Here is a 14,946-nt window from a genome sequence, read left to right on the forward strand (position 1 = left end):
CCGAGTGAGCAAGCGCACCTTCCAGCCGAACAACCGTCGCCGCGCGAAGACCCACGGCTTCCGGCTGCGTATGCGTACCCGCGCCGGCCGCGCCATCCTGGCTGCCCGCCGTGGCAAGGGCCGCGCCAGTCTGTCCGCCTGATCCACGACAGAGTCTGTTGTGCTGCCCTCCGAGAATCGGCTGCGGCGGCGCCAGGACTTCGCGACCGCGGTGAAACGCGGTCGTCGGGCCGGCCGGCCCCTGTTGGTCGTCCATCTCAGCAGAGACGGTGACCCCAAGGGCCAGGCCGACCGGACCAGCGACTCCCGCCCGCACGTCGCCGAGGGGACTCCTTCGGCGCGTGCGGGTTTCGTCGTGAGCAAGGCCGTTGGCCCCGCGGTCGTTCGCAACCTGGTCAAGCGCCGGTTGCGCCACCTCGTACGTGATCGTCTGTCCGGGCTGCCCGCCGGTAGCCTGATAGTGGTGCGTGCGCTGCCCCAGGCCGCGTCCGCCTCGTACCAGGACCTCGAACGTGACCTGGACGCGGCGCTCAAGCGGTTGCTGAAGGCGGAGCCCGCCACGACGGCGCCGACGGGAGCAGGGCGATGAAGTACCTGCTGATGGGTCTGATCAGGGTCTACCAGTGGACGATCAGCCCACTGCTCGGTCCGGTCTGCCGCTATTACCCCTCCTGCTCGCACTACGGCTTCGAGGCCGTGAAGGTGCACGGAGCGGTCAAGGGCGGCGGGCTGACCGTCTGGCGCATCCTGCGCTGCAATCCGTGGAGCCCCGGCGGGGTCGATCACGTCCCGCCGCGCAAGCACCCGGTGTGGCACCGCCGGTTGCGGGACCGGCTGAGCAGCCGGTCCACCACCGGGGCGCCGGTGGCCACCACCCCCGCCGGTCCGGCCCCCGAGGGCCCGGCGACCATTGGCCCCGAGCGGCCGATCCACTTGTCCAAGGAGCCTGACCGGTGACCTTCTCCTTCCTGAACCCCCTGTACACAGCGGTGTCCTGGATCATCGTCCAGTTCCACACGCTGTACAGCAACGTCTTCGACCCGGACGGTGGCTGGGCCTGGGGTCTTGCCATCGCCTCGATGGTGGTCGTCATCCGGATCTGCCTGATCCCGCTCTTCGTGAAGCAGATCAAGGCGACCCGGGCCATGCAGGCGATCCAGCCGAAGATGAAGGCCATCCAGGAGCGCTACAAGAACGACCGGCAGCGCCAGTCCGAAGAGATGATGAAGCTGTACAAGGATGCGGGTACCAACCCGTTCTCCAGCTGCCTTCCCATCATCGTCCAGGCGCCGTTCTTCACCGCCCTCTACGGCGTGCTCGCCAATGTGGCCAAGGGCCACGACATCGGCGTCATCCACGGCGACCTGCTGACGAGCGCCGGCAAGGCGCACATCTTCGGTGCCCCGCTCTCCGCGACCTTCGTCAGCAGCAGTGAGACCAGCGTCAAGATCGTCACCGCGGTGATGATCCTCATGATGTCGGCGTCGCAGTTCATCACCCAGCGCCAGCTGATGACCAAGAACGTCGACCTCACGGTGAAGACGCCGTTCATGCAGCAGCAGAAGATGCTGATGTACGTCTTCCCGATCATGTTCGCCGTCATGGGCATCAACTTCCCGGTCGGTGTCCTGGTCTACTGGCTGACCACCAACGTCTGGTCGATGGGCCAGCAGCTGATCGTCATCCGCAACAACCCGACTCCGGGCAGCAAGGCCTGGGACGAGCGGCAGGTGCGCCTCAAGAAGGCCGGTCGCCTGAACCCGGACGGCTCGGAGATCAAGGGCGCCCTGTGGGGCATGCTGCCCCCGTCGAAGGCGGCCCTCACCGCCGCCGCCGAGGCCTCCGCGACGGTCGAGGAGTCGGTGCAGGCGCGTCGCCAGCAGCCCCGCAAGCAGACCAAGGCCCAGCGCCAGCACACCGGTGGCCAGACCGGGAGCCTGATCAAGGACGCCCCGGCGGAGGAGGAGCCCGCGGACACCGTCGCGGCCGACGCCGGCGGCGCCAAGCCGACCGCGGCCAAGCCCGGCACCTCCCGCCCCGGTGGCGCCAAGCCCGGTGCCGCCCGTCAGCAGCCGAAGCGCGGCGGCCAGCGGCCGAAGAAGAAGTCCTGACCGGCTTCGTCCAGAGCTTCGTTCCCGGCCCACCCAACCTGGGCCTCATCTCCGAAGGAGTCCATCAGTGACGGAAGGCACCACCTCCGCCGTCGAGGCCGAGGCCGCCGCCAGCGCCGACGAGAGCCTCATCGCCCGTCTGGAGCAGGAGGGCGACATCGCGGCGGACTACCTGGAGGGTCTGCTCGACATCGCCGACCTCGACGGTGACATCGACATGGACGTCGAGGGCGACCGTGCCCTGGTCTCCATCGTCAGCGACGGCAACGACCGGGCGATCCAGCGCCTGGTCGGCCAGGACGGTGAGGTGCTGGAGGCCCTGCAGGAGCTGACCCGGTTGGCCGTCCACCGGGAGACCGGTGAGCGCAGCCGCCTCATGCTGGACATTGCCGGCTTCCGGGCCCGCAAGCGCGAGGAGCTGGCCGCGCTCGGTGCCGAGGCCGCCGAGCAGGCCAAGCGCACGGGCGAGCAGATCAAGCTGCGGCCGATGACGCCCTTCGAGCGCAAGGTGGTCCACGACGCGGTCGCCGCGGCGGGTCTGCGCAGCGAGTCCGAGGGCGAGGAGCCCCAGCGGTGCGTGGTCGTGCTGCCGGCCTGAGGCCGGCAGGTCGACGACCGGTCGCCGCGGTGACCGGTGCGCTTCACAGGACGCGACCCCGTCCGCCTCGTGCGGGCGGGGTCGTCGTCCCTTCGCGGGGCGGTGGCCCGGCGACAGATGTTTCACGTGGAACTGTGCGGGAGAGCGGGTCGGTGGATCCGGGGATCGGAGAGGTCGAGATGGACACGGAGAGCACGGCTGACGGCCAGCCGGGGGCGGGTGCCGTCAATCCGGCCGCTGAGGGCGAGGGCCCCCCGGCGCCCGCCGCGGTCGAGTCGGCCGAGGCGCCGGCCGTCGCCCGGGAGGTCTTCGGCGAGCGCTTCGACGCCGCGGTCCGCTACACCGAGCTGCTGGCCACCGCGGGCGTCCAGCGCGGGCTGATCGGGCCGCGCGAGGTGCCCCGGCTCTGGGACCGGCACGTGCTGAACTGCGCGGTGCTCGCCGAGCTGCTGCCGGTCGGCACCACGCTGTGCGACGTCGGCTCCGGCGCCGGTCTGCCGGGCATCCCGGTGGCGCTGGCCCGTCCGGACGTCTCGGTGACGCTGCTGGAGCCGCTGCTGCGGCGGACCACCTTCCTGGAGGAGGTCGTCCGCGAGCTGGCCCTGGAGAACGTCACCGTGCTGCGAGGCCGGGCCGAGGAGATGGTCGGCAAGCTCGCGGTGGACGTGGTGACCGCCCGGGCGGTGGCACCGCTGGACCGGTTGGCCGGCTGGGGCATGCCGCTGCTGCGCCCGCACGGGCAGATGCTGGCGCTCAAGGGCGACAGCGCCGAGCAGGAGCTGGCCGACTCGCGGGCCGGTCTGGCCAGGCTGGGCGCGGTCGAGTGGAGCGTCATCTCGGTCGGCGAGGGCACTCTGGAGACCTCGACCCGGGTGGTCCAGGTCAAGGCCGGGGAGAGCCCCGGCGGGGTGAAGGCGGCGACCCGGCGGGCCAAGGCGGCGCGGGCCGGCCGGACCGCCGCTCCCCGCACCGGGGAGCGCGGCCGGGGCGGGCGGCGCCGGAGCCGCTGACGCCTGGGTGACGCTCGACACTCGCCACGACGGGCGGGTGGCCCTCCCGAACGGGGAGGGCCACCCGCCCGTCGTCATCGAGGTGAAGAGCGGGCCACTGTACCGTCACCGGAGTGTCGCAACGTCAGATTTCCGACAAAGCGGGCATGGTGTTTCACGTGAAACGTCGCTCCCTGCTCTCCGGAATCCTGAGTCGCGGCCGGGCCGCGACTGTTGCCGCTCCGGTTTCACGTGAAACACTGACCCCCATGCAGGACTCGGAGACCATCGACCAGATCGATGACACGCCCATCGCGCGTGCTGCCCAGGCTGCGGTCCAGGCGATCGGCCGGGCCGGTGAGGGTCTGCCCCGGCCCGCCGCGACCCGGGTGATCGTGGTCGCCAACCAGAAGGGCGGGGTCGGCAAGACGACGACCACCGTCAACATGGCCGCCTCGCTCGCGATGCACGGACTGCGCGTCCTGGTCGTCGACCTCGACCCGCAGGGGAACGCCTCCACCGCCCTCGGCATCGACCACCACGCCGAGGTGCCGTCGATCTACGACGTCCTCGTGGAGGGCAAGCCGCTCGCCGACGTGGTGCAGCCGGTGCTGGACGTCGAGGGGCTCTTCTGCGTGCCCGCCACCATCGACCTGGCCGGCGCGGAGATCGAGCTGGTGTCGCTGGTGGCCCGGGAGAGCCGCCTCCAGCGCGCCATCGCCGCCTACGAGCAGCCGCTCGACTACATCCTGATCGACTGTCCGCCCTCGCTGGGCCTGCTGACGGTCAACGCCCTGGTGGCCGGCCAGGAGGTGCTGATCCCGATCCAGTGCGAGTACTACGCACTGGAGGGCCTCGGCCAGCTGCTGCGCAACGTCGAGCTGGTGCGCGCGCACCTCAACCCCTCGCTGCACGTCTCGACCATCCTGCTGACCATGTACGACGCCCGGACCAGGCTGGCCGCCCAGGTGGCCGAGGAGGTCCGGACCCACTTCCCGCAGGAGGTGCTGAGCACGGCGATCCCGCGCTCGGTGCGCATCTCGGAGGCACCCAGCTACGGTCAGACGGTGCTCACCTACGACCCGGGTTCCACCGGTGCGCTCTCCTACCTGGAGGCGGCCCGGGAGCTCGCGCTGCGTGCGGTGGGCCAGGCCGGGGGCTCGCTGGTGGGCCAGCAGCGCAGCGGCAGCGGTACGGGGCACGGCGCCCCGGTGGCACAGCACGGTACGACGGAGGGTCAGCAGTGAGTGGTGGTCGCAGGGGTCTGGGTAAGGGGCTCGGGGCGCTGATCGGCCCCGCGGCGCCGACGGACGGCGGGGCTGCGGCGCAGCCCGTCACGGCCGTGCCCGCGCCGGCCTCGGTGGTGGCGACCGGAGCCGTCTCGCCGACCGCCGTGCCGGTGCTGCCGGGCGGTCGCGGAACGGTGGCCGCCAGGGTGGCCGTGGAGAGCCTGCGGGAGCAGCCGGCCCCGGTGCCCGGGGCCTTCTTCGCCGAGCTGCCGATCGACGCGATCACGCCCAACCCGCGCCAGCCGCGTGACGTCTTCGACCCGGACAAGCTGGCCGAGCTGGTCTCCTCCATCAAGGAGGTGGGTCTGCTCCAGCCGGTCGTGGTGCGCCAGATCGGGCCGGAGCGCTTCGAGCTGATCATGGGCGAGCGCCGCTGGCGCGCCTCCCGGGACGCCGGGCTGGACCGGATCCCGGCGATCGTCCGGGCCACCGAGGACGACAAGCTGCTGCTGGACGCCCTCCTGGAGAACCTGCACCGGGCGGAGCTCAACCCGCTGGAGGAGGCGGCCGCCTACGACCAGCTGCTGCGGGACTTCTCCTGCACCCACGACGAGCTCGCGGACCGGATCGGCCGCTCGCGTCCGCACGTCACCAACACGCTGCGGCTGCTGAAGCTCCCGCCCGCGGTCCAGAGCCGGGTGGCCGCCGGGGTGCTGTCGGCCGGGCACGCCAAGGCGCTGGTGAGCCTGGCGGATCCGGAGCGGCAGGAGGAGCTGGCCGCACGGATCAACCGCGAGGGCCTCTCGGTGCGGACCACCGAGGAGATCGTCAAGTTGATGGGCCTGGAGGAGAAGCCGAAGCGCCCGGCGCCGAAGGCGGGCAAGCTGAACTCCCCGGCCTTCAACGACCTGGCGAGCCGGCTGTCGGACCGCTTCGACACCCGGGTCAAGGTCGAGGTGACGCAGCGCGGCGGGAAGCTCGGCAAGGGCAAGGTGGTGCTGGAGTTCGGTTCGGTCGAGGACCTGAACCGGATCCTGGACAGCCTGGCCCCGGGCGAGGACGGACTGCGGCTGTCGCAGGGCTGAGGCCGGCCGAAGAGGCGTGACCCGATGGGTGCATGTTCCGCGTGAGCGCTGTTTCACGTGAAACATGCACCCATCGGCGTTCGGGGGGAATGCTCGACTGTGGAGTGGACGAGGAGGTGCGGGGCATGGGACGCCGGATCGCTCCGCTGACGCTGGACAACCTCGCGGATCTGCCGACGACCTGCCGCTCCTGCGTGTTCTGGGAGCTGGACCCGGTGAGCGGGAAGGCGGCGGTGGAGTCCGGCAAGCCCGAGCTGGAGAAGGAGGGGTGGATCTCCGCGGTGCTGCTGGAGTGGGGCTCCTGCGGCCGGATCGTCTACGTGGACGACCAGCCCGCGGGATTCGTGCTCTACGCGCCGCCGGCCTACGTGCCGCGCTCGCAGTCCTTCCCGACCAGTCCGGTGTCGCCGGACGCCGTCCAGCTGATGGTCAGCCGGGTGCTCCCGGGCTATCAGCGGCAGGGGCTCGGCCGGGTGCTCGTGCAGACGGTGGCCAAGGACCTGGTGGGGCGCGGCGTGCGCGCGATCGAGGCCTTCGGCACGACGGGACGGTTGCCGACGAGCTGCGTGCTGCCGGCCGACCACCTGCTCGCGGTCGGCTTCAAGACGGTGCGGCCGCACGCCCGCTACCCGCGGCTGCGGCTGGAGGCGCGGACCACGCTGTCCTGGCGCGGCGACGTGGAGGTGGCATTGGAGCGCCTGCTCGGCGGCGGCCGCAAGGAGCCGGCCCTGCGGCCGTTCTGAGCCGCTCGGCAGGGCCCGGAACGACGGAGGCGGGGCTCCCCGGTGATGGGGAGCCCCGCCTCCGCGGGCGGTCGAGGACCTAGATGTACTCGGCCAGCTCGCGCAGCAGCGCGGCCTTCGGACGGGCACCGGTGATGGACTTCACCGGCTCGCCGCCCTTGTACACGATCAGGGTCGGGATCGAGATGACGTTGTACTGGGCGGCCGTCACCTGGTTGGCGTCGACGTCGAGCTTGGCGACGGTCAGCTTGTCGCCGTGCTCGGCCGCGATCTCCTCCAGGATGGGGGCGACCTGGCGGCACGGGCCGCACCAGGTGGCCCAGAAGTCGACCAGGACGGGCTTGTCGCTGTCCAGGACGTCGGCCTGGAACGTCGCGTCGGTGACGGTGGTGGTGGCGCCGGCCACGGGGACTCCTCGGGTTCGGACGGAGAGGGCTGCTGCCAGGAGAACAACGGGCGGACCCGTTCTGTTTCTGCCTGGCCGGGGGCGGGGTGTTCCACGTGGAACACAGTGTGGCGCCCCCGCGGGGGGATCGGTCGGTGCGGCGGGGCTCAGACCGCGACGGCGGCGGCCTTGGCCTCCAGGTCGTCCAGCGCGGCGAGGTAGCGCTCGGCGTCCAGGGCGGCGGAGCAGCCGGTGCCGGCCGCGGTGATGGCCTGGCGGTAGGTGTGGTCGACGACGTCGCCGGCGCCGAACACGCCCGGGATGTTGGTCCGGGTGGAGGGGGCCTCGACCTTGAGGTAGCCCTCGGCGTCGAGGTCCAGCTGGCCCTTGAACAGCTCGGTGCGCGGGTCGTGGCCGATCGCGATGAACAGGCCGGTGACGTCCAGCTCGCGGGTCTCGCCGGTGGTGGTGTCGCGCAGGGTCACGCCGCTCAGCTTCGGGTCGCCGTGGATGGCCTCGACCGCGCTGTCCCACTCGAAGCGGATCTTCTCGTCGGCGAAGGCGCGCTCCTGCATCGCCTTGGAGGCGCGCAGGGTGTTCCGCCGGTGGATGATCGTGACGCTGCGGGCGAAGCGGGACAGGAAGGTGGCCTCCTCCAGGGCGGTGTCACCGCCGCCGACGACCGCGATGTCCTGGTCGCGGAAGAAGAAGCCGTCGCAGGTCGCGCACCAGGAGACGCCGCGGCCGGAGAGCTTGTCCTCGTTCGGCAGGTCCAGCTTGCGGTGCTGGGAGCCGGTGGTGACGATCACCGCGCGGGCCTTGTGGACGTTGCCCTCGGAGTCGGTGACGGTCTTGATGTCGCCGGTGAGGTCGACCGCGACGATGTCGTCCGGGACGAGCTCGGCGCCGAAGCGCTCGGCCTGGGCGCGCATGTTGTCCATCAGCTCCGGGCCCATGATGCCGTCCCGGAAGCCCGGGAAGTTCTCGACCTCGGTGGTGTTCATCAGCGCGCCACCGGCGGTGACGGCACCCTCGAAGACCAGCGGCTTGAGGGAGGCCCGGGCCGTGTAGAGCGCGGCGGTGTAGCCGGCGGGGCCGGAACCGATGATGATCACGTTACGGACGTCGCTCACTGCATCTCCTGGTTCGCATCGCGACCCGCGTTTGCTGCGGGGAGGGCGGTCCTGCTCCGCCGCCCGGGACAACGACTGACCAGTGTCTCGCATTCCCAGGCGGATCAGTACCAGGCGCCCGCACTCCGGAAGCGGCGCGGCGGCCACGGCGTCGATCGCACGGGAACCGGCGGGCATCCGGAAAGGGTTCCGGGGGCACCGCCGGGGCACCGCCGGTCAGCGGGCGGGGACCTCGCGGTGCAGCACGGTCACGCAGTCGGGGGAGCGCAGGTAGACGTCGACGTCGCCGGGCTTGCCGGGCGCCGGGTAGACCAGGACGTCGACCGGGGAGCCGGCGTAGCTGCCGTGGTCGGTGGCCAGCGGTGTGCCCGTGGCGGGGGCCGGGCAGGTCCGGCCGGCCTGGGGCGCCGGCTCGGAGGTGAGCGGCTGCCGGCCTTCGTCCGGTGCGGCGGCGGAGGGCTTGGCGGCGCCGTTCGGCGGCGAGCCCACGACGGCGCCGGAGCGGGCCAGGAGCTTCTGGACCTGGTCGGCGAGCTGATCGTCGCTGTACCGGGTGCCCCCGCCCAGGGCGTGTTCGGCCTTGGAGCTGTGCCCGGCGTCGGCGGTGGCCGGCGTGGCGGCCGAGGAGGCCGTGTCGTGGGAGCCGGAGTCCGCCGGGAACAGCAGCGCGCCGCCGAGGCCGAGCGCGGCGAGCGCGGCGGCGGCACCGAGCAGGAGACCGACGCGCCGCCGTCGGGAGCGGGGGCGGCCGGGACCGGTGGCCCCGGCGCCCCGGGCGGGCGGCGCCGCGGGGGCCGTGGCGGGACGGGGCGCCGGGGCCGGGGCAGCCGGTCCGCGGGTGCTCGCGGGGGCCTCGTGCGGTCCGTCGGCGGCGTCGCGCCGGGCGGCCTCCTCGGCGAGGGCGGCGTCCAGCCGGGCGACGACGTCGGCCGGCATCGTCGGGGCCTCGCCCCCGCCCAGCAGCGCGCGGACCTCGCCGAGCGCGTCGAAGGTCTCGTGGCACTCGGCGCAGCCGCTCAGGTGCCGGTGCAGGACCTCGACGGCGGCGGCGTCCTCGATCAGCTCCTCGGCGAGGTCGGCGAGCTCGTCGACGGAGGGGTGGGACCCGGGGGCGCCGGGGCGATCGGTGGGGTCGGACGGGTCGGGGAAGGAGAAGGGGACCGTCATCGCGTGCTCGCGTCTCCTTCCAGAATCGTCCGGCCGTTGTCCGGGCCTGTTCCTGTGACGGTGCGGGTGCCGCTCGGGTTCCCGGGGGCGTTCCCCGGCCCGCTGCCCGGGGCCTTCCGCCGTGGTGGTGCGGCGCCGGGGGCGGACGTGGTTCCACGTGGAACGTCGCCCCCGCCGCCCTCGCGGAGGTGGCGGACCAGCGGCAGCAGCCGGGCCCGGCCGCGGGCGCAGCGGCTCTTCACCGTGCCGACCGGCACGCCCAGCAGCTCGGCGGCCTCGGCGACCGGGTAGCCCTGCATGTCGACCAGGACCAGGGCGGCCCGCTGGTCGGCGGGCAGTTCGGCGAGCGCCGCCGTCACCTCGCGGTGCACCTCGGCCCGGACGACGGGGGAGTCGGCGGGCTCGGCGGAGCCGACCAGGGTGTCCAGCCGATGCGGGTCGTCGTCCAGCGGGCTGGTGCGGCGGGTGGCGCTGCGTCGGGCGCGGTCCAGGCAGGCGTTGACCACGATCCGGTGCAGCCAGGTGGTGACGGCGGAGCGGCCCTGGAAGCCCGGCGCGGCGCGGAAGGCGGAGACCAGGGCGTCCTGGAGCGCGTCGGCCGCCTCCTCCCGGTCGCCCAGCGTGCGCAGGGCGACCGCCCACAGCCGGTCGCGGTGGCGGGCCACCAGCTGCCCGAAGGCGTCCGGGTCGCCGGCGACGTGCCGGGCGAGCAGCGTCGCGTCGTCGTCCGCCACCGTCACCCCTTGACCCCTTGCCGTCGTTCCGCAGACCGGACGCCGGTCAGCCGAAGACCTTCACCTCGGCGACGTGGCCGTGGTACCTGCCGTCGCTGACATCCTTCGTCAGGGCGGTCAGCCAGAGCAAGAGGTACCGCGTGGTGACCGGAGTCCCGGGGGTGTACGAGACGTTGGTGCCGCTCTGCTTGTCGAGGACCGTGAAGGCGTCCGGCTTCAGGTCCAGGGGGTTGGCCGCACCGGCCGGGGGCACGCGCAGCTCCGCGGTCTGCTCGCCGCCCGCGAACTGGACGGTCACCGACGAGACGGTCTGCACCGAGCCGAGGTCGATCATCAGTCCGGTACCCGACTTGAGGGCGGGTTTCGCGGGGCCCAGCTGGTCGACGTACCAGCCGGTGTCCCAGGAGGTGCGCGGATCGCCGTCGTAGGCGTTGGGGAGGCTGTCCTTGCCCTCGGGCTCCCCGGGGTTGCGCCCGAGCGGGTTGTACGACTGGGCGTCCTTGATCTGGATCGGGACGGGCGGGTGCGTGGCCGCGTGCGCGCTCGGTGCGGCGGTGCTGACCGAGGGCTGGGGGGCCGCGACGGCCGAGCCGTTGTTGCGCAGGTGGTCGACGGCCTGCCAGGAGGCGACGCCGATGGCGCCCAGGGCGACCGTCCAGGCCGTCGCCTTGACCACCCGGCGAAGCCGCCGCCGGGTGCGCCGGACGGCGGACGGACGGGGGCGGGCCTGGGGCGGCAGCGGGGGTACGACGGGACCGTCGACGACCCGGGTCGGGTTGGGCGCGGTCGGCAGGGCGTGGGTGTTGTGCCGGGGCGGCGGGGTGAAGACGGGCAGCTCGGGCTCGGGCTGGCGGATGCGGGGCATCAGCGAGATCGCCTTGGCCAGCTGCTCCGGCGTGGTGATCGGCTCGGCGTGGTGCGGCGGGTGGTCGAAGAGGGCGCGCGCGGCGAGCTCGGACAGGCCCTTGTGGACGCCCGCCCGGACCTGGTCGGGGGCGGCGTTCTGGAGGCCCTTGGGCAGGCCCTGGAGGTCGTAGCGGTCCTCCGGGTAGGGCCAGCGGTGGGTGAGCGCGGCGAAGAGCAGGGCGCCGATGGCGCGGGTGTCGGCGCGCTCGGCGTCGTCGGTGGCGCCCTCGGCGGGCAGCCCGCGCAGGGCGGCGTCCACCGCGATGCCGTTGATCCGGTACTGGCCGCTGTCGGTGCGCAGCACGCAGCGGGGGGTGAGCCGCAGGTGGGCCTGGCCGCGCCGATGGGCGGCGGCGACCGCGTCCGTCACCTGGCGGACCATCTGGTACGCCTCGTGCGGCTCCATCGGGCCGTCGGCGAGCAGCTTGGCGAGGTCGGAGGCGTGCGGCAGCCACTCCCGCACGACGTAGACCAGCTCGCCCTCCTGGACGGCGTCCAGGACCTGGACGAAGCGCGGGTCGCCGAGCAGGGCGGCGGACTTGGCGGCGGCGAGCACCTTGCGGGCGCGCTGGTGGCCGGAGGCCATCAGGTGGACGCCGACGGCCCGGCGCAGCTTCTCGTCGACGGCGCGCCAGCTGCTGAAGGTCTCGGTGTGGGAGATGCACTCCTCCAGCCGGTACCGGTGGCCGATCTTGTCGCCGCTGTGCCGCATCGGGGCGGGGAGGGTGCGGGGCAGGGCGGAGGTGTCGCGGGGGTCGACGGTGGGCTGCGGGTCGGTGGGGGCGCGGCGGGGGGTGCCGTTGGCCGGCTGCGGGGCCGCGGCGGGTTTCTTCGCCGTGCCGCCGGCGGCGAGTTCGGCGGCGATCTCGTCGACCGAGAGCGGCGCGGTGATCTCCGAGGTCTCCTCACCGACCGAGGCGTCGTCGGGGGAGCCGGAGCCGGCGGAGCCCGCCGGGGTGTCCGGGGTGTCCGGGGAGGAGGTGCCGGAGGAGGGGGCGTCGTCGCCCGGGGCGCTCTTCGCGCCCGCGAGCTCGTCGATCGCCGCGGCCAGCGCGGCGTCGTCCGCCGCCCCGTCAGCTGCTGACGTGTCGACGACCGCCTTGGTGCCATCAGCCACCGTGGTCCTGCCTCCCCTTGTTTCGCCCCGGCTGAGAGAGTCGCTGGAGCCCGCGGGTTGGCGGCCCTGTGCTCCAGGACAATTGTGCCCACTCTTCTCCACCGGGTACGACCGCTGAGGGGGCCGCTCGGTTGCGTGGAGGTGGAGAGATGTGGTGCAGAACCGACACCGGGCCGCCACCTGCGGGGCCGGGCGGTCCCGGTGCGGGTGGCGGCCCGGTGCCGGGCCGGACCGGCTCGTGAGCCGGTGGTCGCGGTTGACGCCCGGTCAGGGCGTCGGCCGGTCCGGGCGGTTGGTGCGTCGGGTCAGCGGCCGAGCCGGCCGCGCACCATGCCGAGCATGGCGTTGAGCTCCTCGATCCGGAGCCTTTTCGCGATGAGCACGAACACGGCCAGCTGGAGGCCGCCCGCCGCGACGACGGAGGCGACGCTGCCCGGCCAGCCGCCGAGTGCGCGCTGGACCGCCAGGCTGACGCCGAGCCCGACCAGGGCCGCCGGGACGGACGCGGCGGCCAGGCGGCTGTAGGTGCGGCCGATGCTCTTGGTGTCCAGCCCGCCGATCTTCTTCTTCAGCTTCGGCACCGCGACCGTCACTCCGACGGCGTAGGCGAGGCCGTAGCCGAAGGCCATGCCGGTCACCGTCCACTGCGGCGGCAGGGCGAACCAGCAGATCAGCGAGAAGCCGGCCTGGCAGGCCGCGACCCAGACGGTGTTGGAGAACGGCGTCCGGGTGTCCTCGTAGGCGTAGAAGCCGCGCAGCATGACGTACTGCGCCGAGTACGGGATCAGGCCGAGCGCGAAGGCGGACAGCATGAGGCCGACGTTGGTCGCGTTCTCCAGGGCCGAGGTCCCGCCGCCGACGGCGTAGATCGAGCGGCCGATCACCGGGCCGAGGGACAGGAACAGGAACGCGGCCGGGACGACGGCCACCGCGGTGGTGCGCAGGCCGTAGGAGAGGTCGTCGCGGACGGCGCCGGCGTCCTCGTCGGCCGCCGCGCGGGACAGCCGGGGCAGCACCGCGCTCATGATCGAGACGGTGATGACGGCCTGCGGCAGCTGCCAGATCAGCAGCGCGTTGGAGAAGGCGGAGAGGCCGACGCCGCCGTGGCCGCCGTGCTCGGCGGCGCTGCCGGCCGCGGTGGCCAGCTGGGTGATGACGAGGTAGCCGGCCTGGTTGGCGAGGACGAAGAAGAACGTCCACTTGGCGAGGCGGGCGGCCTTGCCGAGGCCGTGGCCGCGCCAGTCGAAGCGCGGGCGGAAGTGGAACTCGGCCGCCCGCAGGTACGGGATCATCGCCAGCGACTGGACGACCAGGCCGATCAGGGTGCCGAGGCCGAGCAGCCGCACGCCCTCGGGGGTGATGTTCTCCGGCGTCACCTGGGTGGAGTCGAAGCCCCCGTAGACCCAGATGTAGGCGGCGAAGGTGAAGATCACGACGACGTTGTTGAGGACCGGGGTCCACATCATCGCGCCGAACCGGCCGCGGGCGTTGAGGATCTGGCCCATCACCACGTGGATGCCCATGAAGAAGATGGTGGGCAGGCAGTACCGGGCCAGTGCGACGGTGGTGTCGGCGCGGGCCGCGTTCTCCATCATCGGGTGGGCGATCAGCTGCACGAGGATCGGGGCGCCGAGCACGGCGAGGAACACCACGCCGCCGAGGCCGACCATCACCAGGGTGAGCAGCCGGCTGGCGTAGGCGGTGCCGCCGTCCTCGTCGTTCTTCATGCTGCGGACGAGCTGCGGCACGAAGACGGCGTTCAGCGCGCCGCCGCCGATCAGGATGTAGAGCAGGGTCGGCAGGGTGTTCGCCGCGTTGTAGGAGTCGCCCATGACGGCGATGCCGATGGCGCCGGCGATCACCATCGTGCGCAGGAAGCCGGTGCCGCGGGAGACCAGCGTGCCGGCCGCCATGATCGCGCTGGAGTTCAGCAGGCTCGCGACCTTGCCGCCGCCGCCCCCGGCCGCCGGGGCGGACTCGGCGGGCGGCGCCGGTGCGGCGTGCTCCTCGGCGGCGAAGTCCTCCAGCGGTTCGACCGCGGGCGGCAGTGCGACCGCGGCCACCTGCATGGTGGCCTCTTCCTCGGAGAGCGGGGGGTCGAACTCGATCGGGGGCACGAACGGTCGCGGCCCGTCGCCGCCGCCGTCCTGCGCCGGATACCCGCCCACGGGCGGGAACGGCGCGGGGCCGGACGGCACCGGGGCGACCGGCGGGACGGGCGCGGGCCGGGGCGCCTGCGGCGGGGCCGCGGCCTGCGCCCCCCCGCCGCCGAACAGCGCGTCCACGCCGACGTACTCGGTGGTCTCGGAATCCCACCGGGAGTGCGCCGGACCGGGCTCCCACTGCTGCTGCGGCTGCTCCGCGCCACCCCACTGACCGCCGGCCGCCGGGGCCTCCTCGCGGGGCTCCCGCCAGCCGACCGGGGTGTCCCAGCCGGGCTGCACCGGCGGCACCGGCGGCGCGAACGGCGTCGCCGGGACCGGCGCGGGGTAGCCCCCGGCCTGCGGCGGCAGCTGCGGCGGCACGTCGTACGCGGCGGTCTGCTGCTGGGGTGCGGCGGGCCCGGAGGCCTGGAGGCCGTACGGGTCCCGGCCGTCCTGCGGGGCCCCGTACGCGTCGGCCGCGTACGGGTCCTGGGCGTAGGTGTCGGCCACGTACCAGTCGCCGGACGGCGACTCGGCACCCGGCCGGTTCTCACCGCGGCCCGGCGGCCGCTCCTCGCTGCGCCCGGTCATGTCACCTCTTCGCG

General features: G+C 73.3%; 15 protein-coding genes. 9 read left to right on the forward strand and 6 right to left on the reverse strand.

All coding sequences use genetic code 11. From position 1 onward, the window contains the following. The first annotated feature begins 4 nt into the window (after window positions 1-4). From rpmH to PUR71_RS35135, 9 genes are all read left to right on the forward strand, one after another. Entirely contained in the window at window positions 5-142 is a 138-nt protein-coding gene (gene rpmH, locus PUR71_RS35095) for a 50S ribosomal protein L34 (protein WP_030059672.1), read from the forward strand. A gap of 18 nt (window positions 143-160) precedes the next feature. Beyond that, window positions 161-589 (forward strand): ribonuclease P protein component, encoded by a 429-nt coding sequence (gene rnpA, locus PUR71_RS35100; protein WP_329931274.1) that lies wholly within the window; start codon window positions 161-163, stop codon window positions 587-589. Next, window positions 586-957, forward strand: a complete 372-nt coding sequence (gene yidD, locus PUR71_RS35105; protein WP_329931275.1) for a membrane protein insertion efficiency factor YidD — start codon at window positions 586-588, stop codon at window positions 955-957. The genes rnpA and yidD overlap by 4 nt, the downstream gene beginning before the upstream one ends. Beyond that, window positions 954-2,111, forward strand: coding sequence for a membrane protein insertase YidC (gene yidC / locus PUR71_RS35110; RefSeq protein WP_329931276.1), 1,158 nt, complete (start codon window positions 954-956; stop codon window positions 2,109-2,111). The genes yidD and yidC overlap by 4 nt, the downstream gene beginning before the upstream one ends. A 67-nt stretch (window positions 2,112-2,178) precedes the next feature. Next, entirely contained in the window at window positions 2,179-2,709 is a 531-nt protein-coding gene (locus PUR71_RS35115) for a Jag family protein (protein WP_329931277.1), read from the forward strand. A gap of 179 nt (window positions 2,710-2,888) precedes the next feature. Then, on the forward strand, window positions 2,889-3,719 hold the full coding sequence (gene rsmG / locus PUR71_RS35120) for a 16S rRNA (guanine(527)-N(7))-methyltransferase RsmG (RefSeq protein WP_329931278.1): 831 nt from the start codon (window positions 2,889-2,891) through the stop codon (window positions 3,717-3,719). A 275-nt stretch (window positions 3,720-3,994) separates the two neighbouring features. Next, window positions 3,995-4,945 carry a ParA family protein gene (locus PUR71_RS35125; protein WP_329931376.1) on the forward strand — a complete coding sequence of 317 codons (951 nt, stop codon included), beginning with the start codon at window positions 3,995-3,997 and terminating at the stop codon, window positions 4,943-4,945. After that, a complete protein-coding gene (locus PUR71_RS35130; RefSeq protein ID WP_329931279.1) occupies window positions 4,942-6,012 on the forward strand; it encodes a ParB/RepB/Spo0J family partition protein in 1,071 nt (356 codons plus the stop codon). The genes PUR71_RS35125 and PUR71_RS35130 overlap by 4 nt, the downstream gene beginning before the upstream one ends. A gap of 125 nt (window positions 6,013-6,137) precedes the next feature. Then, complete coding sequence (locus tag PUR71_RS35135; protein ID WP_329931280.1) at window positions 6,138-6,755, forward strand: GNAT family N-acetyltransferase; 618 nt, start codon at window positions 6,138-6,140, stop codon at window positions 6,753-6,755. Between the two features lie 79 nt (window positions 6,756-6,834). On the opposite strand, the gene trxA is transcribed toward PUR71_RS35135, so the two are convergent. The 6 genes from trxA to murJ form a co-directional block, all read right to left on the reverse strand. Continuing rightward, window positions 6,835-7,161, reverse strand: a complete 327-nt coding sequence (gene trxA, locus PUR71_RS35140; RefSeq protein ID WP_329931281.1) for a thioredoxin — start codon at window positions 7,159-7,161, stop codon at window positions 6,835-6,837. A gap of 146 nt (window positions 7,162-7,307) precedes the next feature. Next, window positions 7,308-8,273 (reverse strand): thioredoxin-disulfide reductase, encoded by a 966-nt coding sequence (gene trxB / locus PUR71_RS35145; RefSeq protein WP_329931282.1) that lies wholly within the window; start codon window positions 8,271-8,273, stop codon window positions 7,308-7,310. A 216-nt stretch (window positions 8,274-8,489) separates the two neighbouring features. Next, window positions 8,490-9,440: a hypothetical protein gene (locus tag PUR71_RS35150; RefSeq protein WP_329931283.1), complete on the reverse strand. Its 951-nt coding sequence runs from the start codon at window positions 9,438-9,440 to the stop codon at window positions 8,490-8,492. Continuing rightward, window positions 9,437-10,174, reverse strand: coding sequence for an RNA polymerase sigma factor SigM (gene sigM / locus PUR71_RS35155; RefSeq protein WP_329931284.1), 738 nt, complete (start codon window positions 10,172-10,174; stop codon window positions 9,437-9,439). The genes PUR71_RS35150 and sigM overlap by 4 nt, the downstream gene beginning before the upstream one ends. Window positions 10,175-10,220: 46 nt before the next feature. Then, window positions 10,221-12,197 (reverse strand): protein kinase family protein, encoded by a 1,977-nt coding sequence (locus PUR71_RS35160; RefSeq protein WP_329931285.1) that lies wholly within the window; start codon window positions 12,195-12,197, stop codon window positions 10,221-10,223. Between the two features lie 305 nt (window positions 12,198-12,502). Continuing rightward, window positions 12,503-14,932, reverse strand: coding sequence for a murein biosynthesis integral membrane protein MurJ (murJ, locus tag PUR71_RS35165; protein WP_329931286.1), 2,430 nt, complete (start codon window positions 14,930-14,932; stop codon window positions 12,503-12,505). Window positions 14,933-14,946 lie beyond the last annotated feature (14 nt).

This window comes from Streptomyces sp. SP17BM10 (assembly GCF_036322405.1).
In the GTDB taxonomy this organism is placed as follows: Bacteria; Actinomycetota; Actinomycetes; order Streptomycetales; family Streptomycetaceae; genus Kitasatospora.